Origin of the sequence: Nocardia sp. 852002-51101_SCH5132738, assembly GCF_001665695.1 — a bacterium.
Classification (GTDB): domain Bacteria; phylum Actinomycetota; class Actinomycetes; order Mycobacteriales; family Mycobacteriaceae; genus Nocardia; species Nocardia nova.
The window spans coordinates 62,047-87,791 of sequence record NZ_LZML01000145.1 but is presented as its reverse complement, the minus strand read 5'-3'; the positions used below and the strand labels follow the sequence as shown (position 1 = coordinate 87,791).

The 25,745-nt window shown below is 70.1% G+C and carries 1 protein-coding gene (running past one end of the window); it reads right to left on the bottom strand.

From position 1 onward, the window contains the following. Window positions 1-124 precede the first annotated feature (124 nt). Window positions 125-25,745, bottom strand: partial view of a non-ribosomal peptide synthetase gene (locus A5789_RS20670; protein WP_064927336.1) — the 3' portion only. It continues 18,347 nt past the right edge of the window; 25,621 of the gene's 43,968 nt are visible here — the last part of the coding sequence; the start codon falls outside the window, past its right edge — the gene reads right to left on this strand; the stop codon is at window positions 125-127.

Genomic DNA, 25,745 nt, shown 5'->3' with positions numbered 1-25,745 from the left:
CTACCCGTTTCCGGTGGAAAGGCGCAGCGAACGCTTCTTCCGAGCGCTGCCCGAGTTCAGCAGTGGCGGATGGGAAAAGCCGGTGCCGAGATGCGACCGCACCCCGTGCACCGGCCTTTCCGGCTCACTCCGACTCGATCACTCGCACTTCGCCGTCGGCGGCGTCGGTCGCCTCACCCGCCGCGGTGAACCAGTGGCTGACCTCGCCCTCGGCCAGGTCACCGGAGATATCACCGCTGGGCAGGACCGAGAGTGCGCCCGCGGTCGCGGAGGTCAGGAATTCCGCCAGCGCTGCCGGACCCGCCGTCGCCGTGGTGTACGTGGTCGACTCGTAGTCGATCTCGTGGTCGGCGCGCAGGGTGTCGGCGTGGTCGAGGGCCTGCTCCTGGGTCAGCGTGCGCAGGGTGCCGTCGGCCGCCCGCACCACGAAGGCCGGATGCTCGTCCTGCAGGGGCCGGACGCGGTCGGCGTAGGACACCGGATGTGCCTGTGCCGCATCGATTTCCGCGCGCACCTTCGGATCGGTCGGGACCACCCAGCGCACCGACTTGGCCGCCGGCTCCAGGGCGATACCCCAGCCGGCACCCGCGGCGACGATCTCCCCGAAGGACAGGCCGTCGGCGAACAGCGCCGCGGCGCCGGCCTTCTGGATCGCCCACAGCGCCACCACGGCATCCACCGAATGCGGCAGGGCCACCGCGACGATGTCGCCCGGGCCGACGCCGCGTCCGATCAACACCCGGGCCAGCTTCGACGACCGCGAATCCACCTCGTGATAGGCGATTTCGGCGTCGCCGGACAGCAGCGCGGGAGCCTGCGGATCCTCCTCGACCACATCGCCGAGCGCCTTGGCGACCGTCCGGCTGCCGACCCGGCCGGGTTCGGCGACCGGATCGGCGGCCACCGCCGCGCCGGCCAGGATCCGCGCCCGCTCGTCGGCATCGAGGATGTCGATATCGCCGACCGCGGCCGCCGGATCGCCGGTCAGCGCGTCCAGCACCCGGTCCAGCCGCTCGGCCAGGGTGTGCACTTCCTCGGCGGTGAAGCGACTGGTCAGGTACTTCCAGGTCACCTCGATCGTCGATTCGGCGGTCACCAGCAGGGTCAGCGGGTAGTGGGTCGCGTCGTTGGTGCCGACACCGGTCACCGACATGCCGTCGATCGAACTCGCCGCGGCGATCGCATCGGTATCCATCGGATACGACTCGAACACCAGCAGCGTGTCGAATTGTGCTCCGGCGCCGGCGATTCGCTGGATATCGGTGAGGCCCACGTAGTGGTGGTCGAGCAGATCGGCCTGATCGCGCTGCAGGCCCTGCAGCAACTCACCGACCGACGAGCGGTCGTCCACGCCGACGCGCACGGGCAGCGTGTTGATGAACAGGCCGACCATGGATTCGACCCCGGTCAGCTCCGGCGGGCGGCCCGAGACCGTCGCGCCGAACACCACGTCGTCGCGGCCGGTGAGCCGGCCGAGCAGAATGCCCCACGCGGCCTGCACCAGCGTATTCACCGTGACCCCGACCTCGGCGGCGTACTTGGTGATCCGGCGCGTGCGAGCCTCGTCGACCTCGGCGACGAACTTCTCGATCTCGTAGTGCTCGGGTCCCCGCGCCGCGGGTGCGAGCTGGGTCGGCTCGTCCGCACCGGCCAGCGCCCGCGACCAGGTGCGCAGCGATTCCTCGCGGTCGCGCCCGGCCAGCCAGCTCAGGAAGTTCCGGTACGAGGACACCCGCGGCAGTGCGGCGGTATCACCGCGCACCGCGTAGAGCACCAGCAGATCGCGCATGAGCAGCGGCATCGACCAGCCGTCCGCCAGGATGTGGTGGGTCGTGATCGCCAGATGGAAGGCATCAGCGTCGGTCCGGTACAGCGTGAACCGAAGCAGCGGCGCCCGCGACATGTCGAAGTGCGTGGCCCGATCCTCTTCGAGCAGGCGCTTCAACTCCGGAATCCGCTGCTGCTGCGGCAGATCCGTCAGATCGACGGTATGCCACGGCACCTCGACGCGATCCGAGATCAGCTGGACCGCGCGGCCGCCGGCGTCGGTGACGAAGGCGGCACGCAGGTTCGGGTACCGGTCCAGGATGCCCTGACCGGCCGCGCGCAGCCGGTCCTCGTCGACCGCGCCGCCGAGATCCACCACGGCCTGCATGGTGTAGACGTCCACGGTCTGCTGGGTCATCATCGCGTGGAACAGCAGACCCGACTGCAGCGGCGAGAGCGGCCAGACGTCCGAGAGCCCCGGATACTGCCGTTCCCACTGGTCGATCTCGGACTGCGCGACCTCGACCAGTGGCAGATCGGACGGCGTCAGACCGCCCGCCTCCGGCTGCCGGACATGGTCGGCGAGCGCGGTCAGCGCCGCCACCCACAGATCCGCGAACTCCTGCACGCGCTGCTTGCCGAACAGCCCGGTCGGGAACGCGAAGGATGCGGACAGCTGCGCGCCCTCCGGCCCGTCGGTGACGATCGCGTTGATGTCGATCGCGGCGTTGGCGGGCATATCCGGATCCATGTCGGCATCCAGCTGTCCCAGATCCACCACCGGCGCCCAGTCGAATCCGACCGGCTCCGAGCCGCTCTCGGCGGTCTCTGCGGTCTGCGGGCCCGCACCGGTATCCGCGCGTCCCAGATAGTTGAAGCTGATCTGAGGTGCGGTACCGGCCGCCAGCTCCGAACCGGTCTCCGGGTTCAGGTAGCGCAGCAAGCCGTATCCGATGCCCTTGTCCGGCACCGCGAGCAACTGCTCCTTCACCGATTTCACGATGTCGCCCAGGGCTTTTCCACCACGCAGGGCGGCCGCGACGTCGGCGTGGCCCAGATCCAGCCGCACCGGATAGGCATTGGTGAACCAGCCCACCGTCCGCGACAGATCGGCGCCCGGGACCACACTCTCCTCGCGGCCGTGTCCCTCGAGCTTCACCAGCGCGGCGCCGCCCGCGGCGTCACCGCGCCAGGTGCTGACCGCCAGCGCGAGCGCCGACAGCAGGCCGTCGTCGACACCGGCCCGGTACTTGTCCGGCACGCCGGTCAGCACCGCATCGGTCACCTCGGCCGGCAGCAGCACCTCGACCCGATCGACGGTGTCGAAGGTGTCGACCGCCGGGTCGAAGGCCCGCTCGCCCAGCACCGGATCCTCGGACGCCGCGATCTGCTGCCAGAACGGCAGTTCCGTGGCTCGCGCGGCCGCGGCGTCGACCAGGGCGTGCGCCCAGCGGCGCATGGACGTGCCGTTCGCGGGCAGCGCCACGGCCTGATCCGACCTCAGCTGCGACCAGGCCACCGCGAGATCCGGGATGAGGATGCGCCACGACACACCGTCGACCACGAAGTGGTGGGCGACGATCACGAGCACGTCCCGGCGGGATGAGCCGGCACCGGTGAAGGCGAACCACAGGAACTGCGTCATCACCGCATTCGCCGGATCGAGGCGGCCCAGCGCGGCGTCGTATTCGACGCTCGCCCGGCGTGACAGTTCCGCGTCGGAGATGTCACCGGGCAGCTCGATCCGATGCACCAGGGCATCGACGTCGATCGCGCCCTGTTCCAGGGCCTCGAAGGTCCACCCGTCCCGGCTGTCCACGGCGGCGGACTCGTTGCGCCGCAAGCGGGTCCGCAGCACATCGTGGTGATCGACGACCGCGGCGACGGTCGCGACCAGCGTCTCCCGGTCGGTGTCGTCGGGCAGTCGCAGCGCCATGGCCTGCGAGAACCGCTGATACGACGATCCGGTGCCGAGGATCGAGGCCATGATCGGCGTCAGCGGGATCTCGCCGACACCGCCACCGGGCAGTTCGGCGAGCACCTGCTGCTCGGCCTCACCCGCGCGGGTGGCGATCTCCGCCAGCGCGGCCACGCTGCGCCGTTCGAAGACCTGCCGCGGCGTGAAGAGCACACCGCGCGCCTTGGCCCGCGAGACCAGCTGGATCGACAGAATCGAGTCACCGCCGAGCGCGAAGAACGAATCGTCGAGTCCGACCTGTTCGACGCCCAGCACCTCGGCGAACACCTCGGCGATGGTCGCCTCGAGCGCACTGGTCGGCGCCCGGAACTCGCGCGGCGCGAGCTGGGGTTCCGGCAGCGCCTTGCGGTCGAGCTTGCCGACCGGGGTCAGCGGAATCTCGTCCAGGACCACGATCGCCGAGGGCACCATATGCGGCGGCAGCACCGCGGCCACATGGTCGGTCACGGCGGCGGGGTCGACCGCACGTCCCGGAACACCCAGCACGTAGGACACCAGAATCGTTGCACCGGCGGCGGTTTCGCGGCCGATGGTGATCGCGAATTCGACATCCGGGTGCCGGCCGAGGACCGCGTCGATCTCACCGAGTTCGATGCGGAAACCGCGGATCTTCACCTGGAAGTCGGTGCGGCCGACGTAATCCAGCTCCCACGGCACCTCCGGGCGGGCGATATTGCCGGCGCGCACATCCGGTTCGGCGTACCACCGCACCACGTCACCCGTGCGGTACATCCGGGTTCCGGGCGCGCCCCACGGGTTGGCGACGAACCGCTCCGCGGTCAGCCCCGGCCGATGCTGGTAGCCGCGGGCCACCGCACCACCGGAGAGGAACAGCTCACCGGCCACCCCCGGCGGCACCGGGTTCATGCGGGCGTCGAGCACCAGCGCCGACATACCGTGCACCGGGGTGCCGATGGTGATGTGGTTGCCCGGGAACAACCGCGCGTACGAGGAGATGATCGTCGTCTCGGTCGGACCGTAGGCGTTGAAATACTTGCGCCCCGGCTGCCACTTCGCCAGCAGTTCCGGCGTGGTCACATCGCCACCCACCGACGTCACCAGCAACTGCTCCTGGTCGGCCGGATCCATCGTGCCCAGCACCGCGGGCGTGATGATGGTGTGGGTGACCTGCTCGGTGCGCAGCAGTTCCGCCAGCTCCGGGCCACCGATGATCTGTGGCGGCGTGATCACCAGCGTGGCGCCGATGTAGAACGCGCACACCCACTCCAGCACCGACGGGTCGAAGCTGGGCGAGCAGATGTGCAGGAACCGATGCTGCGGCTCCAGGCCGTACAGGCTCGTCGCCACATCCGCCAGGCCGCCGAGACCGGCGTGGGTCACGGTGACACCCTTGGGCTTACCGGTCGAGCCCGAGGTGTAGATGACATAGGCCGGATGCGCCATCTGCAACGGAGTGCGCCGATCGGCGTCGGTCACCGGCGCCGCCGACTGCGCGGCGCACAGCTCGTCGGTCGCGGGATCGTCGAGAACCAGCCATTCCACGTCGCCGGGCAGGTCGCCGACATACGCCGAACCGGTGATGCCCAGCAGCGCACCGGAATCGGTGAGCATATGCCGCACCCGATCCTCGGGATAGTTCGGATCCACCGGCACGTGCGCGCCACCGGCCTTGGTGACGGCCAGGACGGCCAGCACCATCTCGTAGGAACGCGGGAAGGAGACCGCGACCAGTTGCTCGGGTCCGACACCGCGTTCGATCAGCACCCGCGCCAGGCGCGAGGACCGGTCGTCGAGTTCGCCGTAGGTGATCGATTCACCGTTGTAGCGCACCGCGATTCGATCGCGGCCGAGCCGGACGCCGTGGCTCATCAGATCCGGCAGCAGTCCGGTGGCCATCACCTCGTCGCCGTGGACGTGAGTGAGCAGCTCGTACTCCTCGGCGGCCAGCAGCGACAGATCGCCGACCGGGGTCTGCGGCTGTCCGACGATCGCCTCGAGCAGTCGGGTGAACCGCTGCGCGAAGACCTCCACCGTGGCGTCGTCGAAAAGATCACGCGCGTAGGAGAATTCGGCGTACATGCCGTTGCGGTCGTCGTCGGATTCGCGAACCGTCAGCGACAGATCGAATTTCGCGGTGTCGACGTCGAAATCGAGCGCCGAGACGTGCAATCCGGGCAGTTCGAACGTGCTCTCGGGCAGGTTCTCGAACGACAGCGCCACCTGGAACAGCGGATGCCGCGCGGTGGAGCGCTCCGGATTGAGCAGTTCGACCAACCGCTCGAACGGGATGTCCGCGTGCGCGAAGGCCTGCAGGTCCGCGTCCTTGGCGTGGCTCAGCAGCTCACCGAAGGTCAGCTCGCCGCGCACGTGGGTGCGTAGCACCAGCGTGTTGACGAACATGCCGATCAGATCGTCGAGTTCGGCCTCGCCGCGGCCCGCGATCGGGGTGCCGATCGCGATGTCGTCGGTCCCCGACATCCGCGCCAGGAACAGTGCGAGTGCGGTGTGCACGACCATGAACAGCGTCGCGTTCTGCTCGCGCGCGGTGCGCTGCAGTCCCTCGTAGAGCTCGGTGCCGATCGGGAACAGCACCCGCCCGCCCTGGAACGACTGCACGGTCGGCCGCGGCCGGTCCGCGGGCAGGTTCAGCTCGTCCGGAATTCCGGCCAGCGCCTGCCGCCAGTAGTCGGCCTGGGCGCTGAGCAGGCTCTCCGGATCGTCCTCGGAGCCGAGCAGATTGCGCTGCCAGATGCTGAAGTCGGCGTACTGCACCGGCATCGGCGCCCACGCCGGTGCCGCACCCTCGGCACGCGAGGCGTAGGCCACCATCAGATCCCGGGTCAGCGGGCCCATCGACCAGCCGTCGGCCGCGATGTGGTGCGCGACGAAGACCAGCACGAAGTCGGTGTCGGTGACCTGGAACAGACGGATGTGGAACGGAATCTGCGTGGTCACGTCGAAGCCGGTCGTCACCGCGGCGGTGACGGCCTCGACCACGCCGGACTCCTCGATCCGCATCGGCTCGAGATCGATCGCCACCTCGGCCGGCGACAGCACCCGCTGCACCGGACCGGCGGCGGTCTCGGGGTAGACCGTCCGCAGGATCTCGTGGCGTGCGATGAGATCGGCGACCGCCGCGCGCAGCGCGGACACATCCAGCGCGCCGGAGAGCCGGATCGCCACCGGGATGTTGTCCACCGACGAGGTGGTGTCGAACTGGTTGAGGAACCACATGCGGTTCTGCGCCAGTGACAGCGGGATGTGCTCGGGGCGCGGTCCGGCCGTCAGCGGCGGGCGACCGCCGGCACCGGCCTGCTGTTCGACCTTGGCGGCCAGCCCGGCCACCGTCGAGGATTCGAACAGCGCCCGCACCGGCACCCGGGTGTCGAGCAGCGCACCGAGGCGCGCGGCGACCTGAGTGGCCAGCAGCGAGTTACCGCCGAGGGCGAAGAAGTCGTCGTCGGCGCCGACGCGCTCGACCGACAGCACATCGGCGTACACCGAGGCGACCGCCTCTTCGATCGGTGTCGAGGGCGCCCGGAAGGCAGTGGTCTCGAATTCCGGTTCGGGCAGCGCGCGCCGGTCGAGTTTGCCGTTGATGTTCAGCGGCAACGCGTCCAGTTCGACGAAGGCCGAGGGCACCATGTACGACGGCAGCGCCGCGTTCAGTGCCGCCTTCACCGCGTCGATGTCCAGGCTGTCGCCGGCCGGGACCAGATACGCCACCAGTCGGTCGCCGATGCGCGGGTCCGACTTCGCCAGCACCGCGACCTGCGCGACCTCGTCCAGGCCGAGCAGCGCCGACTCGATCTCGCCGAGTTCGATGCGGAAGCCGCGGATCTTGACCTGGAAGTCGGTGCGGCCCTGATATTCCAGTTCGCCCCGGGCATTCCAGCTCACCAGGTCACCGGTGCGGTACATCCGGGCGCCCGGCTGGAAGGGGTTGGCCACGAACCGGTCCGCGGTCAGATCCGGCCGCGCGAAGTAGCCGCGGGCCAGCTGCGCACCGGCCAGATACAGCTCACCGGAGACGCCGTCCGGCACCGGGTGCAGACGTGAATCCAGCACGTAGACCTGGCTGTTCCACTCCGGCGCACCGATCGACACCGACTGCTGTTCGTCCACGGTGACGCGATGGCTCGTGATCGAGACCGCGGCCTCGGTCGGGCCGTACAGGTTGAACAGTTCGGCGGCGTTGTCGCGGCGGAACCGCTGCGCGGTCGCACCCGGCAGCGCCTCACCGATCGCCAGCACGCGACGCAGCGAATTCGTCAGCGTCCCATCGGATTCGGTGAGCAGCGCGTCCAGCATCGAGGGCACCACGTGCAGCGTGGTGACCGCTTCGCGGGCCATCAGCTCGTTGAGGTAGGCCGGGTCGCGGTGGCCGTCCGGCGCCGCGATCACCAGGCGTCCGCCGGAGACGGCCGCGGACCAGAACTCCCAGACCGACAGGTCGAAGGTGGCCGCGGTCTTCAGCAGCACCGAATCCTCGGCGCCCAGGCCGAATTCGGCGATCTTCCACAGCAACTGGTTGACCACCGCGGCGTGCGGAACCGCCACACCCTTCGGCCGCCCGGTGGAACCGGAGGTGAAGATGACGTAGGCGGTGTGCTGCGGCAGCAGCGGCGCGACCCGCTCGTCGTCCTCGATCGGCGAATCGTCACCCGCGGTGTCGATGTCGTCGACCCGGACCACCGGCGCGACATCGGTCTCGAATCCGGCGTCGGCATCGGTGAGGACACACACCACGTCGGCGGTGTCGAGGATGTAGCCGGTGCGTTCGGCCGGCTGATCCGGATCCACCGGCACATAGGCGCCGCCGGCCACCGTGACCGCGTACATCGCGAGCACCAGATCGACCGAGCGGCGCATCGCCAGCGCGACCCGCGACTCCGGTCCCACACCGAGCGAAATCAGGTGCCGTGCCAGCACATTCACCCGCCGGTCGAGTTCGGCGTAGGTCACCCGGGTGCCGTCGGCGCCGACCAGGGCGTCGCGCTCGGAGTAGGTCTCGACCGTCGCGTCCAGCAGCGAGGCAAGCGTCGCCGACCGGTCCACCGGGTGCTCGGTGGCGTTGCGGGCGGAGATCAGCGCACCGCGTTCGGCGGCGTCGAGCAGATCGATATCGCCGACCGCGGTATGCGGTGCGGCCACGAACGCGCCCAGCATCCGCACGAACCGATCCACGAAGCCCGCCACCGTGTCGTGGTCGAACAGGTCGGTCGCGTAGGTGAAGAATCCGGTGATGCCCTCGGGCGCGCCGGTCTCGCTGTAGCGGTCGGTGGCGATCAGGTGCAGGTCGAACTGCGAGAGCTGGGTATCGAAGTCCAGTCCGCTGACCCGCAGGCCCGGCAGCTCCAGCGTGGCCTGCGCGAGGTTCTGGAACGACAGACCCACCTGGAACAGCGGATGCCGCGCGGTGGAGCGTACCGGGTTGAGCACCTCGACCAGCCGCTCGAACGGCACGTCGGCGTTGGCGAAGGCCTGGATGTCGATATCGCGCTGCCGTCCCAGCAGTTCGGTGAAGCCGGCACCGGCGTCGACCTGGGTCCGGAACACCAGGGTGTTGACGAACATGCCGATCAGATCGTCGAGCACGGCCTCGCCACGACCGGCCATCGGGGTGCCGATGGCGATGTCGTCGGAGCCCGACAGCCGCGACAGCAGGACCGCCAGCGCGGTGTGCACGACCATGAACAGCGTCGCGCCCTCGGTGCGGGCCAGGTCGATCAGCGCCCTATGCAGTTCGGCATCGATGCGCACCTCGACCTTGCCGCCGGCGAAGCTCTGTACGGCCGGACGCGGGCGGTCCGACGGCAGATCGAGCTGATCGGGCAACTCGGCCAGCGCCTGCTTCCAGTACGCGACCTGCTTGGAGGCCAGCGAATCCGGATCGTCCTCACTGCCCAGCAGTTCGCGCTGCCAGATGCTGTAGTCGGCGTACTGAACCTCCAGCGGGGCCCAGTTCGGCGCCAGCCCGGCCGCGCGGGCGGCGTAGGCGGTCATCAGATCGCGAGTCAGCGGGCCCACCGACGAACCGTCGCCGGAGATGTGGTGCACGACCATGGCCAGCACGTATTCAGCGGTGCCGCTTGCGGTTTCGGTGTCGGGACGGACCTCGAACAGCGCGACCCGTACCGGCACCTCGGTGGTGACGTCGAAGCTGGTGTTGATCAGCGCGACCACCTCGGACTCGACCGCGGCGGCATCGACCACGCGCAGTTCGAGCTCCGGAATCGCCTGGGTCGCGGGCAGGATCACCTGCACCGGGCCCTGGTCGGTCTGCGGGTACACGGTCCGCAGAATCTCGTGGCGCGCCACCAGATCCGCCATCGCGGCCCGCAGCGCCGAGACGTCCAGCGCACCGCTCAGCCGCACCGCGATCGGCACGTTGTAGGCGGCCGAGGCGGTGTCGAAGCGGTTGAGGAACCACATCCGCTGCTGCGCCAGCGACAGCGGGATCCGCGGCGGTCGCGGCGCGGCGGTCAGCGCGCGGCGGCCGCCGGCGTCGGCGTGGTGCTCCACGCGGGTGGCGAGCGCGGCGACCGTGGAGGCCTCGAACAGCAGGCGCACCGGCACCCGGGTGTTCAGCGCCTCGCCCAGGCGCGCGGCGACCTGCGTGGCGAGCAGCGAGTTGCCGCCCCACGCGAAGAAGTCGTCGTCGCGGCCCATCGTGCCGGATTCCTTGCGCAGCACATCGGCGAAGGTGTTGGCCACGATCTGTTCGATCGGGGTCACCGGCGCGCGGAAGACGGCCTTCTCGAAGACCGGTTCGGGCAGTGCGGCGCGGTCCAGTTTGCCGTTGGCATTCAGCGGCAGCGCGTCCAGCTGCATGAACACCGACGGCACCATGTAGGACGGTAGCTGTTCGGCGAGTGCGGCCTGCAGCGCCTGTTTGTCCAGTTCGGCGGCGCCGACCACGTAGGCGACCAGGCGATCGCCCAGATTCGGATCCGCGTGCGCGACAACGGCGGTCGCGGTCACGACCGGCTGCCGCAGCAGCACCGCCTCGATCTCGCCGAGTTCGATGCGGAAACCGCGGATCTTCACCTGGAAGTCGGTGCGACCCCGGTAGTCCAGTTCACCCCGGTCGGTCCACGCCACCAGGTCACCGGTGCGGTACATCCGCGTGCCCGGCGCCCCGAACGGATCGGCGACGAACCGGTCCGCGGTCAGATCCGCGCGCCCGAAGTAGCCGCGTGCGAGCTGCGCACCGGCCAGGTACAGCTCACCCGGCACACCCACCGGAACGGGCCGCAGCCGCGAATCCAGCACGTACACCCGGCTGTTCCACTCCGGCGCGCCGATCGATACCGACTGGCGGTCGGCGGCGGTAACGCGATGGCTGGTGATCGAGACCGCGGCCTCGGTCGGGCCGTACAGGTTGAACAGCGCGGCCTCGGCGGTCTCCAGGAAGCGCTGCGCGGTCGCGGCCGGCAGCGCCTCACCGATGGCGAGCACCCGCTTCAGCGACGAGCTGAGCATGCCTTCGCTCTCGGTGAGCAGGGCGTCCAACATCGACGGCACCACATGCAGCGTGGTGACGGCGGTGCCGAGTATCAGCTCGTTGAGGTAGGCCGGATCGCGATGCCCCTCGGGCGCGGCCACCACGAGGCGGCCACCGCAGGCGGCGGCGGTCCAGAACTCCCACACCGACAGGTCGAACGTCGCCGCGGTCTTGAGCAGCACCGAATCACCGGTGCCGAGGCCGAATTCGGCGATCTCCCAGCGCAACTGGTTGACGATCGCGCCGTGCGACACCACCACGCCCTTGGGGCGGCCGGTGGAGCCGGAGGTGAAGATCACGTACGCGGCGTGGGCCGCGGTGAGCTCCCGCAACCGCTCCCCCGCGGTGATCGGCGCCGCCGAATAACCGGAGAGCTCGAGTCCGTCGAGTTCGATCACCGGGCGCTGCGGAGTCCAGCGCAGCGCGCTCTCCCCGTCCTCGTCGGCGGTCGCCGCGACGGTGGCCGAGGTGGTCAGCACACAGGCGGGGGCCGCGGTCTCGAGGATGTAGTCGATGCGTTCGGCGGGCTGGCCCGGGTCGATCGGCACGTAGGCCGCACCGGTCTTGGCCACCGCGTACATCGCGACGATCAGCTCCACCGAGCGGCCCAGTGCCAGCGCCACCCGGTCCTCGGTGCCGATCCCGCATTCGACGAGATAGCGCGCCAGGCGATTCACCCGCGCGTCGAGGTCTCCGTAGGTCAGCACCTGCTGCGCCGTTCCGGTGGCCTCGGTGTCGACCACCAGCGCGACCGCGGTCGGGTCGGCGGCGACCGCCGCATCGAGCAGCGACACCAGGGTCGCCTCGGTGTCGATCGGGTGGGCGGTCTCGTTCCACCGCCGCAGGATGCGCTCGTTCTCGGCGGGATCGAGCAGGTCGATATCACCGACCGGGCCGGACACGTCCGCGATCACGGCGTCGAGGACCCGGACGAACCGGTCCGCGAAGCCCTGCACCGTCGACTCGTCGAAAAGGTCGATGGCATAACCGAATTCGGTGATGATCTCGGCCGGCGAACCGTCCTCGGCGTAGCGGTCGTAGAGCGTCACGTGCAGATCGGTCTTGGCCAGCTGGGAATCGAAATTCACCGCGCTCACCGACAGACCGGGCAGCTCCAGCGCGGTCTCGGCCAGGTTCTGGAACGACAGGCCCACCTGGAACAGCGGGTTGCGCGCCGTGGACCGCACCGGGTTGAGCACCTCGACCAGCCGCTCGAACGGCACGTCGGCGTTGGTGAAGGCCTCGAGGTCGCGCTCGCGCACATCGGCGAGCAATTCGGCGAAGCTCGCGTTGCCGTCGATGCGGGTGCGGAACACCAGCGTGTTGACGAACATGCCGATCAGATCGTCGAGTTCGCGCTCGCCACGCCCGGCGATCGGGGTGCCGACGGCGATGTCGTCGGTGCCCGACAGGCGCGAGAGCAGCACGGCCAGCGCCGCGTGCACGACCATGAACAGCGAGGCGTTGTTGGCGCGCGCCAGCTCGTGCAGGCGGGCGTGGCGCTGCGGGTCGATCTCGAAGCGAATCGCCTTGCCCTGGAACGACTGGGCCGGCGGACGCGGGCGGTCGGTCGGCAGTTCCAGCTGATCCGGCAGTCCGCCGAGGGCGGCGGTCCAGTAGGCGACCTGCTGGGCGGCCAGCGATTCCGGATCCTCCTCGGATCCGAGCACCTCGCGCTGCCACAGCGCGTAGTCGGCGTACTGCACCGGCAGCGGCGTCCACTGCGGCGCCTCACCCTGCACGCGTGCGGCGTAGGCCGCCATCAGATCCCGGGCCAGCGGTCCCATCGAGGAGCCGTCGGCGGCGACGTGATGGACGGTGAAGGCGAGGACGTGTTCCTCGGCCGACTGGTCCCCGCCGGTGATCCGGAACAGCGCGACCTTCAGCGGCACCTCGGCGGTGACGTCGAAGGTGGTCATCGCGAATTCGATGATGCGGTCGAGCAATTCGTCCTCGGCCACCGCCACCGGCTCCAACGGGGGCGCGGTCTCGGTCGCGGGCAGGATCACCTGGTGCGGGCCGTCCGCCGAGCGCGGGTAGGTGGTGCGCAGCACCTCGTGCCGGGCCAGGACGTCGCCGAGCGCACGTTCCATGGCCGCGACATCGAGCGCGCCCGACAGCCGCGCCGCGAGCGGAATGTTGTCCACCGCGGAGGTGGTGGTGTCGAACTGGTTGAGGAACCAGTAGCGCTGCTGCGCCGGCGAGAGCGGAATCCGTTGCGGCCGTTGCCCGGCCACCAGCTTCGGCCGCGTCCGGCCGGATCCGGCGCCCTGCTCCAGGCGCGCGGCCAGGGCGGCGACGGTCGACGCCTCGAACAGGTCGCGCACCGCCAGCTGGGTGTCGAGCGCGGCGCCCAGGCGCGCAGTCACCTGGGTGGCGATCAGCGAGTTGCCGCCCAGTTCGAAGAAGTCGTCGTCGAGACCGACCCGGGGCACACCCAGCACATCGCTGAACGTGCCGGCCACGATCTCCTCGATCGGGGTGGCCGGGGCGCGGAACTGCCGGGCCTCGAACACCGGCGCCGGCAGCGCCTTGCGGTCCAGCTTGCCGGAGGCGTTGAGCGGGAAGGCGTCCAGCACCACGAAGGCCGAGGGCACCATGTAGCCGGGCAGCGCCTCGCCGAGTTCGGTGCGCACCGCGTCGGGGTCGACGACGGCGCCGGTCGCGGGCACCACGTAGGCGACCAGCTGATCGCCGAGCCGGTCGTCGGAGCGCACGACCACCACGGCCTGCGCGACGGCGTCGACCGCCACCAGTGCCGATTCGATCTCGCCGAGCTCGATGCGCAGACCGCGCAACTTCACCTGGAAGTCGGTGCGGCCCAGGTACTCCAGTTCGCCGCCGGCACTCCAGCGCACCAGGTCACCGGTGCGGTACATCCGCTCACCGTCGCCGAACGGGTTGGCCACGAACCGATCCGAGGTCAGATCGGCGCGCGCGACATAGCCGCGGGCCAGCTGATCACCGGCCAGGTACAGCTCACCCGCGACGCCGGTCGCGACCGGGTGCAGCCGCGAATCCAGCACGTAGACACGGGTGTTCCAGACCGGACGGCCGATCGGCACCGCGACCGTGTCGGCCTCGGTCACCTCGTGATAGGTGACGTCGACGGCGGCCTCGGTCGGGCCGTAGAGGTTGTGCAGCCGGGAGCCGGTCAGCTCGATCAGGCGCTGGGCGGTGACCGCCGGCAGCGCCTCACCCGAGGCGAAGACCCGGCGCAGCGTGGTGCAGTCGGCGCCGGAGGCGTCCAGCGCGGCGACGAAGACCGACAGCATCGACGGCACGAAGTGCACGGTGGTGATGCGCTCGGCGTCGATCAGTTCCGCCAGATAGGCCGGATCGCGGTGGCCGTCGGGCTTGGCGACGACCAGGCGCGCGCCGACCTGCAGCGGCCAGAAGAACTCCCACACCGACACGTCGAAGGTGGCCGGCGTCTTCTGCAGCACGACATCGTCGAGGTAGAGGTCGTACTCGTCCTGCATCCAGGCCAGGCGGTTCACGATCGCGGCATGGCTGACGGCCACGCCCTTCGGCCGCCCGGTGGAACCGGAGGTGAAGATCACGTAGGCGGTGTGCGCGGGACGCAGCGGGGCAATTCGGTCGGCATCGGCCACCGGATCGTCGGCGTACTCGGTCAACTCCAGGCCGTCGATCGCGACGACCGGTACGTCCGGCCGCGCCGCGAGCGGGCTGTCCGCGGTGGTCAGCACGCAGACCGGGTTCGCGGTCGCCAGCACGTATTCGGTGCGCTCGGCCGGATGGTCGGGGTCCAGCGGCACATAGCCGCCGCCGGCGACCGTCACCGCGTACATGCCGATCACCAGTTCCAGCGAACGCCGCATATGCAGCGCCACCAGCGAATCCGGGCCCACGCCCTGCTCGATCAGGTAGCGGGCGAGCCGGTTCACCCGGGCCGCCAACTCGCCGTAGGACAGAGTTGTCCCCTCGAACGTCAGCGCCGGCTCGTCGGGATCGAGTTCGACCTGCCGATCGAACATCGAGGCCAGCGTCAGCGCGACGGTACCGGCCGCCCGGCCGAGAACGACGCGGTCGACGTCGTAGGCGGTGGCGTTCCAGTTGTCGACGATGGTGCGCCGCTCGACGGTGTCGAGCAGGTCGATATCGCCGAGCGCGGCGGCGGGGTCCGCGGTCACCGCGTCCAGCATCCGGACCAGGCGATCGGCGAAGGCCGCGACCGTCCGGGCATCGAACATGTCGGTGGCGTAGGCCAATTCGGCCGACATGCCTTCGGCGGAACCGTCGGCGGCGAAGCGCTCGGTGAGGTTCAGGTGCAGATCGAATTTCGCGGTCAGCACATCCAGTGGCAGGCCGCTGACCTCCAGATCCGGCAGCGCGAACGAGGCCTCGCCGGTGTTCTGGAACGACAGCATCACCTGGAACAGCGGATGCCTCGCCTGCGAACGCGCCGGATTCAGAATCTCCACCAGCCGCTCGAACGGCAGATCCGCATGTCCGAACGCGGCGAGATCGGATTCCTTGGTGCGCGCGAGCAATTCGGTGAACGACATCGCCGGATCGACACTGCTGCGCAGCACCAGCGTGTTGACGAACATGCCGATGGCATCGTCGAGCGCGGCCTCGCCACGGCCCGCGACCGCGGTGCCGATGGCCAGATCGTCACTGCCGGACAACCGCGCCAGCAGTGCCGCGAAGGCCGCGTGCGTGACCATGAACAGGCTGGCGCCGTGGGTGCGGGCCAGCGCGTTGAGCCGGTGTACCAACTCGGCGTCGAGCGAGAATTCGTGCACGCCACCGCGATACGTGGCGACCGCGGGTCGCGGACGGTCGGCGGGCAGATCCAGCTGGTCTGGCAGACCGGCCAGATGCTGCGACCAGTACGACACCTGCTGGGCGATCAGCGATTCCGGATCGTCCTCGGAACCGAGCGTTTCGCGCTGCCACAGGGCGTAATCGGCGTACTGCACCGGCAGCGGCGCCCAGCCCGGCGCGGCGCCCTGCGAGCGCGCCGCGTAGGCGAGCATCACATCGCGGGCCAGCGGCCGCACCGACCAGCCGTCACCGGAGATGTGGTGGACGACGAAGACCAGCACGTAGTCCGGCGCCGGTTCACCCGCGCCGTTGCCGCTCGCATGTTCGACGCGGAACAGCTTGGCGCGCACCGGAACCGCGGCGGTGACGTCGAAGCCGGTGAGGACCAGTTCGCGCACCCGCTCGGGCAGTTGCGCCTCGGTCACCGGTTCGGCGTCCAGTTCCACCGCGTCGCGGTCGGCGGGCAGGATCACCTGCACGCCCTGGCCCTCGGAGGTTTCCGGGTAGACCGTGCGCAGCACCTCGTGGCGTTCGATCACATCCGCGACGGCCTCGCGCAGGGCGTCGACGTCGAGCGCGCCGGTGAGCCGGACCGCCATCGGGATGTTGTTGACCGCGCTGGCGGTGTCGAAGCGGTTGAGGAACCACATCCGCTGCTGTGCCAGCGAGAGCGGAATCTCCTCCGGTCGCGGTCCCGCGACCAGGGCGCGGCGACCACCGGACCCGGCATGGGTCTCCAGCCGGGCGGCGAGCGCCGCCACGGTCGGCGCCTCGAACAGGGTCCGCACCGGGATGCGGGTGTTCAGCGCCTGGCCCAGGCGGGCCACCACCTGGGTGGCGATCAGCGAGTTGCCGCCCAGTTCGAAGAAGTCGTCGTCGAGACCGACCGGCCGGGCCTCGGTGTCGATACCCAGCACCTCGGCGATGGTGGCGGCCACGATCTCCTCGACCGGTGTGGTCGGGGCGCGGAACTCCCGTGCCTCGAATTCCGGTGCGGGCAGCGCGCGCCGGTCCAGCTTGCCGTTCGCGCTCAGCGGCAGGGCGTCGAGCACGACGATCGCGGCCGGAACCATATAGGAGGGCAGCCGCGCCGCCAGTTGCGCGCGGATCGCGTCGAGATCGAGTTCTCCGGCGCCGGCGGCGGGCACGACATAGCCCACCAGCTGCTCGCCGATCCGCTCGTCGGAGCGCACCACGGCCACCGCCTGCGCGACCGAATCCTGTGCGGTGAGCGCGGATTCGATCTCGCCGAGCTCGATACGCAGACCGCGCAACTTCACCTGGAAGTCGGTGCGGCCCAGATATTCGATGGCCCCGTCGGCGCCGCGGCGCACCAGGTCACCGGTGCGGTACATGCGGGAACCGCTGCCGCCGAACGGATTCGCGACGAAGCGGTCCGCGGTCAGGTCGGTGCGGCCGAAGTAGCCGCGCGCCAGCTGAGCGCCGGCCAGATACAGCTCACCGGCGACGCCGGCCGGAACCGGATGCAGCCGCGCGTCCAGGATGTAGGCCTGCGCGTTCCACACCGGCAGGCCGATCGGCACGGCTCCCGCGATATCCGCGGCGACCGGCATGGCGGTGGCGTGCACGGTGAACTCGGTAGGGCCGTACAGGTTGTGCAGTTCGGCGGTGCCGATGCGGCGGTAGGCCTGCGCGGCGTCGGCGGTGAACGCCTCACCCGCGATGAGCAGGGTGCGCAGCGAGGACACCTCGGCCGCGGTCCCGGCGTGCACGCTGTCGGAGAACACCGACAGCATCGACGGCACGAACGAGGTCATCGTGACCTGCTGGGCCGCGATCACCTCGGCGAGATAGCCGGGATCGCGATGGCCGTCCGGCGCGGCGATCACCAGGCGCGCGCCGGTGGCGGTCGCGCCGAACAGCTCCCACACCGACACGTCGAAGGTCGGCGGCGTCTTGAACAGCACCACCTCACCCGCGCCGATGCCGTATTCGGTGGTGATCCAGCGAATCTGGTTCACCACCGCGGCCTGCGAGACCGCCACACCCTTCGGCCGTCCGGTGGAACCGGAGGTGAAGATCACGTAGGCGAGGTGCTCCGGCCGCAGCGGGGCACGCCGTTCGGTGTCGTCGAGTTCGCCGTCCGCGTAGCCGGACAGATCCAGCTCGTCGATGCGCACGGCGGTTGCCGCACCCTCAAGCGCGCGGTCGATGTCCGCGCCGTCGCGTGCGGTGGTGAGCACGGCGATCGGTGCGGCGGTGTCGACCACGTAGCGAATGCGTTCACCCGGCTGTTCCAGATCCAGCGGCACGTAGGCGCCACCGGCCTCCAACACCGCGTAGGTGGCCACCACCAGGTCGAGCGAACGCCGCATGCCCAGTGCCACCCGGGCATCCGGGCCCACACCGGCCTCGACCAGATATCGGCCGAGTCGCTGGGCCCGCGCCGCGAATTCGGCGTAGGTCAGCGTGATGCCGGCCTCGGGGTCGACGACCGCGACCGCGTCCGGGGTCTGTTCGACCTGGGCGTGGAAATCGGCCAGCAGGGTGGTGGCGCCTTCGCGACGCACCGGCAGATGACGTGCCGTGTTGTTCCAGCCACGCAGTTCGCGCGCCGCCTCGGCGGGAGCGAGCAGATCGATGTCGCCCACCCGGGCCGCCGGTTCGGCGACCACGGCGGTCAGCACCCGCACCAGGCGATCGGCGAAGCCGGCGATCGTCTCGTCGTCGAAAAGATCGGTGGCGTAGACGAATTCGGCGGTGATACCGCCGGCCGCGGTGGTGCCGTCGGCCGTCTCGGCGGTCTCCTCGGTGAGCACCAGCTGCAGATCGAACTTCGCGGTATCGATCGGCAGTTCCACACCGCTGACCGTCAGTCCCGGCAGTTCCAGGGCGTTCTGGCCGGTGTTCTGGAACGACAGCATCACCTGGAACAGCGGATGCCGCGCCTGCGAACGCGCCGGGTTCAGAATCTCCACCAGCCGCTCGAACGGCAGATCCGCATGTCCGAAGGCGGCGATGTCGGTGCTGCGCACCGACTGCAGCAGATCGGTGAAGCTCGCACCGCCGTCGATCTCGGTCCGCAACACCAGGGTGTTGACGAACATGCCGATCAGATCGTCGAGCGCGCGCTCACCGCGGCCGGCCACCGGCGTACCGATGGCGATATCGGCCTCACCGCTCAGCCGCGACAACACCAGTGCCAGCGCGGCGTGGGTGACCATGAACATGGTCGCGCCGCGGGTGCGGGCCAGTTCGGCGAGGCGGGCGTGCACGTCGGCGTCGATGTGGAAGGTGTGCGTCGTGCCGCGGCCGGAGGCGACCGCCGGACGCGGCCGGTCGGCGGGCAGATCGAGCTGTTCGGGCAGTCCGCGCAGCGCGTCGCGCCAGTAGTCGATCTGGTCCGCGATCACCGATTCCGGATCGTCCTCGCGGCCGAGCACCTCGCGCTGCCAGAGCGCGAAGTCGGCGTACTGCACCGGCAGCGGCGCCCAGGCCGGTTCGCCACCCTCGACGCGCGCCCCGTAGGCGGTCATCACGTCGCGGGTCAGCGGGCCCATCGAGAAGCCGTCGGCGGAGATGTGGTGCACCACCAGGGCCAGCACGTGTTCGGTCGGGCTGACCTCGAACAGCCGGGCCCGGAACGGCACCTCGACGGTGACATCGAAACCGGTGCCGACCAGCTCCGAAATCCGTTGCGGCAGCTCGGCTTCGGTGACGTCGATCGGAGTGAGATCGGGAATGACCTTCGAGGTCGGCACGATCTCCTGGTACGCGGTCCCGTCCACCTCGGGGTAGCGGGTGCGCAGCGATTCGTGGCGCGCCAGCACATCGGCGACCGCGATCTGCAGTGCCTGCCGGTCCAGCAGGCCCGACAGCCGCACCGCGGCCGGGATGTTGTCCACCGCGGATTCGGGATCGAAGCGGTTGAGGAACCACATCCGCTGCTGCGCCAGCGACAGCGGCACCAGCTCGGGCCGGTGCTGCGGCACCAGCGCCGCGCGACCACCGGCGCCGGAACGGGTTTCGGCCCGCGCCGCCAGGCCGGCGACGGTGGAGGCCTCGAAGATCTCGCGCACACCCAGCTGGGTGTCCAGGGCCGAGGACAACCGGGCCGCCACCTGGGTGGCGATCAGCGAGTTGCCGCCGAGGGCGAAGAAGTCGTCGTCCAGGCCGACCCGGTCCACGCCGAGCACCTCGGCGAAGGTGCCCGCGACGATCTGCTCCACCGGGGTGACCGGCGCGCGGAACACCGCCGCCTCGAACACCGGGGCGGGCAGCGCCTTGCGGTCCAGCTTGCCGGAGGCGTTGAGCGGGAATTCGTCGAGGACCATCACCAGCGCGGGCACCATGTAGCCCGGCAGCTGCCGGCCCAGTTCCTCGCGCACCGCTTCGGCGTCGACCGGAAGTCCCGGCGTGGCAACGACATACGCCACCAGCTGGTCACCGGTGTGCTGGTCGCCGCGGACCACCACGACGGCCCGGTCGATCTCGTCGAGCCCGGTCAGCGCCGTCTCGATCTCGCCGAGCTCGATGCGCAGGCCGCGCAACTTCACCTGGAAGTCGGTGCGGCCCAGGTAATCCAGTTCACCCTGTTCGTTCCAGGCCACCAGGTCACCGGTGCGGTACATCCGCTCGCCGGCGGTGAAGGGGTTGGCCACGAACCGGTCCGAGCTCAGATCCGGACGCGTCACGTAGCCGTGCGCGAGCTGGGCGCCCGCCAGATACAGCTCACCCGCGACACCCACCGGAACCGGCCGCAGGCGCGAATCCAGCACGTAGACACGGGTATTGAAGACCGGGCGGCCGATCGGCACGGAATCGACATCGGCATCGGTCACCTCGTGATAGGTGACGTCGACCGCGGCCTCGGTGGGGCCGTACAGGTTGTGCAGCGCGGCGCCGGTGAGCTCGCGCAGACGCTGCGCCGACTTGGGCGCCAGCGCCTCGCCGGAGGCGAACACCAGGCGCAGGGTGGTGCATTGCGCGGCCGCCGCCTCGGCGACGAAGACCGCCAGCATCGACGGCACGAAGTGCGTGACGGTGACGCCTTCGCCGACGATCACCTCGGCCAGGTAGGCCGGATCGCGATGGCCGTCGGGCCGGGCCACCACCAGCCGCGCGCCGATCTGCAAGGGCCAGAAGAACTCCCACACCGACACGTCGAAGGTCGCGGGCGTCTTCTGCAGCACCACGTCGGCGGGCGTGAGACCGTATTCGGCCTGCATCCACGCCAGCCGGTTGACGATCGCCGCGTGCGGCACCGCGACGCCCTTGGGGCGGCCGGTGGAACCGGAGGTGAAGATCACGTACGCGATGTTGGCCGGGCGCAGCGGGCCGCGGCGCTCGGCGTCGGCGATCGGGTCGATCGAGTAGCCCGACAGGTCCAGCAGATCGATGCGCACCTGCGCGGTGTCGATCTCGAGGTCGTCGCCGGAGGTCAGCACACAGACCGGATCCGCGGTGGCCAGGATGTATTCGGTGCGCTCGGCCGGATGGTCCGGATCCAGCGGCACATAGGCGCCACCGGCGGCGGTCACGGCGTACATGCCGACCACCAAGTCGAGCGAACGCCGCATACCGAGTGCCACGAAGGTGTCCGGGCCGACGCCGCGCTCGATCAGCCAGCGGGCCAGTGCGTGCACCCGGGCCGCGAAGTCGGCGTAGGACAGACCTGTCCCCTCGAAGCTCACCGCGGTGGCGTCGGGCGTGCGCTCCACCTGGGCCTCGAACAGCGAGACCAGGGTGGCCGAGCCGTCGACCTCGTGGTCGGTCGAATTCCATTGCGACACTACGAGTTCGCGTTCGGCGGGCTCGAGCAGTTCGATATCGCCGGCGCCGATCGCGGGCTCGCCCACGATGGTGGTGAGCACCCGCAGCAGCCGGTCGGCGATGCGGCGCACCGCGTTCTCGTCGAACAGATCGCGCAGGTAACCGGCCCGGATCCGCAGTGTTCGATCGGCGGTCGCCCGGGGCCCTACGTGGTTACGCGAGCTGCCGCCTTCGGGCCCGTCGTCCGACCGCGGTGTGGAACCCAGCGAGGCGATCAGGCTCAGCGGATAGTGGGTGGCGTCGGTGGCCTCGAGTCCGGCCACCGCCATACCGTCGATATCGGCGGCCTGACGCTGAATGCCCTCGGCATCCACCGGATAGGACTCGAACACCACCAGGGTGTCGAACAGTCCGCCGACGCCGATCGCGTCCTGGATATCGGCCAGACCGAGGTAGTGGTGATCGAGCAGATCCGCCTGCTCGCCCTGCACCCGGGTGAGCAGCTGCTCGGCGGATTCGGCGGCATCCAGGCGCACCCGCACCGGCACGGTGTTGATGAACAGGCCGACCATGGATTCGACCCCGGCCAACTCCGGCGGGCGGCCCGAGACGGTGGTGCCGAACACCACGTCGTCGCGGCCGGTCATGCGACCCAGCACGATGCCCCAGGCCGTCTGCAGCACCGTGTTGGCCGTGACGCCGAGGCGCGCGGCGAATTCGGTCAGCCGCGCGGTCTGCGCGGAGTCGAGTTCGAAGACGTACTCGTCCGACAGCGCCGTGATCTCGCGACCGGCGTCGGGGCGCGCCAGCAGGGTCGGTTCGGAGATGCCGTCGAGGGCATCGGTCCATGCCGCCAGCGAGCCCGAATGATCCTGCTGGGCAACCCATTCCAGGAAGTGCCGGTAGGAGCGCACCGCCGGCAGCGCGCCGGAGTCGGCGTGCGTGGCGTAGAGCACCAGCAGATCCCGCATGAGCAGCGGCATCGACCAGCCGTCGAGCAGGATGTGGTGGTTCGAGACGACCAGCGACCAGCGCTGCTCGGCCACCCGGATCAGGGTGAACCGGATCAGCGGCGGCGCGGCCAGGTCGAAGCGGCGGGTCCGGTCGGCCTCGATCAGATCGGCGGCCTCGCCGGTCTCGCGGCGGTCGTGTTCGGCCCAGGTCGCCCGCACGCCGTCCAGCACGACCTGCACCGGATGGCCCTGTGCGTCGGTGACGAAGGCCGTGCGCAGCGTCTCGTACCGATCGATCAGAGCCTGTGCGGCACTGCGCAACCGGGCCGGATCGACGCGGCCGGTGAGGTCGAGGACGGCCTGACCGGTGTAGACGTCGACGGAGGCGGCGGCCAGTTCGGCGTGGAACAGCAGACCGGCCTGCAGCGAGGACAGCGGCCACACCTGCGAGATCTCGCCGAAGCGCCGCTCCCAGCCGTCGATATCGCTCTGGCCGACGCGCACCAGCGAGAAGTCCGACGGGGTGTGCCCACCCGCACCGGCCGATTCCGCGTGCCGCGCAACGGCTTCCAGCGCCCGCGTCCAGAGTTCGCCGAATTCGCGTACGGCGTCGGCGTCGAGCAGCGTGGTCGGATAGCCGATCCGCGCGGTCAGCCGGTCGCCGACCACGATGGCGTTGATGTCCAGCGGCGCCATCGCCGGCATATCGGCGTCGTAGTCGCCGGCCAGTTCGCCGAGTTCCGGGGCGGGAATCCAGCCGAAGCCGCGCAGCGCCTCGGGCACCGCGTTGTCGGAGACCCGGCCCAGATAGTTGAAGCTCACCTGGCCCGGCATCTGCTCGGGCAGCCGGTCGGCGGTGCGCGGGTTCAGGTAGCGCAGCATGCCGTAGCCGAGGCCCTTGTCGGGCACGGCCAGCAGCTGTTCCTTGACCGCCTTCACGACCCTGCCCATCGCCGGGCCACCGGTCAGCGCCGCGTCGATGTCGAGACCCGACAGGTCGAAGCGGACCGGGAAGATCGCGGTGAACCAGCCGACCGTGCGGGACAGATCCGCACCCGGGACGACGTCCTCTTCGCGGCCGTGGCCCTCGAGGCGCACCAGCGCACTGTCGGCCCGCTCGTCCGAACCGGCGTGCGCGGCACGCCATTTCGCGACGGCCAGCACCAGCGCGGCCAGCAGGCCGTCGTTGATTCCACCGTGGTAGAGCGCCGGCACGGCGGTCAGCAGGGCCTTGGTGACCTCGGGCGAGACCTCCACCTCGACCTTGCCCGCGACCCCGGCCACATCGACGGCGGGATCGAACGGCCGCTCGGTGAGCAGCGGATCCGGACCGTCGACGACCGCACGCCACCAGTCGAGTTCGTCGTCGCGCTCGGCGGCCGCCCGCTCGAGCGCGTGCGACCAGGTGCGCATGCTGGTCGGCGGTGCGGCCAGCTCCGGCGTCTGCCCGGCCGAGAGCTGTCCCCAGGCGGTGACGAAGTCGGGCACCAGGATGCGCCAGGACACACCGTCGATGACGAGGTGGTGGGCGACCACGATCAGGCGTCCGGTCCGGTCGGCGGCCGAGGGCTCCAGCCAGGCGAAGCGCACGACCACCCCGGCCTCCGGATCGAGCCTGTCCAGGCTCGCGTCCAGGGCCGCGGTCGCGATCTCGAACAGCTCCGAATCGGTTGCGGCGGGGTCGAACTCGGTGCGATCGAGCAGTGATGCGATATCGACGGTGCCCGGCGCAGCGGTCTCCACGATCCATTCCGCACCCGCGTGCCGGCGCAGCCGCGCCCGCAGCATGTCGTGGCGGTCCACGACGGCGGCGACGGTGGCGAGCAATCCGGCCCGGTCGATGCCGATCGGCAGTTCCAGGGCCAGCGCCTGATGGAACCGGCCGAACGAACCGGACCGCTCCACCATGAACCGGGCCACCGGAGTCAGCGGCATGGTGCCGACACCGCCACCCGGCAGCTCGGCCAGCACGGGCACCGAATCACCCTGTCCGGCAGCGGATTCGGCGACCATCGCCAGTCCGGACACGGTGCGCTGTTCGAACACGTCACGCGGGCTGAACACCACACCGCGCGCCTTGGCCCGCGACACCAGCTGAATGGAGACGATCGAGTCACCACCCAGTGCGAAGAACGAATCGTCGATGCCGACGCGTTCGATGCCCAGCACCTCGGCGAACACCTCGGCGATGGCCTGCTCGACCGGCGTCCGCGGCGCGCGGAAGGCGGTGTCGGTGGCGAACTCCGGCTCCGGCAGCGCCTTGCGATCCAGCTTGCCGGCCGGGGTCAGCGGCACCCGGTCGATGACCATGATCGACGAGGGCACCATGTAGCCGGGCAGCCGCTGTTCCAGATGGGCCGTCACATCGGCGACATCGATCGGCTCACCCGGGACCGCGACGACATACGACACCAGCGAGGTGGCGCCCGCGCCGCGGGTGTGGCCCACGGTCACCGCGAAATCCACGGCGTCGTGGGCGGTGAGCGCCGCGTCGATCTCGCCGAGTTCGATGCGGAAGCCGCGCACCTTGACCTGGAAGTCGGAGCGGCCGACGTATTCGACCTCACCGGTGTGGTTCCACCGCACCACGTCACCGGTGCGGTACATCCGCTGCCCGGGCTCGTAGGGGTTGGCCACGAAGCGCTCGGCGGTCAGGCTCGCCCGCGCGTGATAGCCGCGGGCCAGCTGCACACCGGACAGATACAGCTCACCCGCGACACCCACCGGAACCGGCCGCAACCGGGCGTCGAGGACCAGCGACTGCATACCGCGGATCGGACCGCCGATGGTGACCGGATCGCCCGCGGCCAGCGGATCGCTGATGTTGGTGGCGATGGTCGCCTCGGTCGGACCGTAGGCGTTGTGGAACCGGCGCGGCGACCCGTCGGGGGTCACCGACCACTTGGCGACCTGTTCGGCGGTGACCGCCTCACCACCGGCGATGACGACCCGCATCCCGGCCAGATCGGCGGGATCGAGGGTGGCCAGCACCGACGGGGTGATCAGGGCGTGGGTGACGCCCTCGCGGGCGATCAGCTCGCCGAGTTCGCTGCCG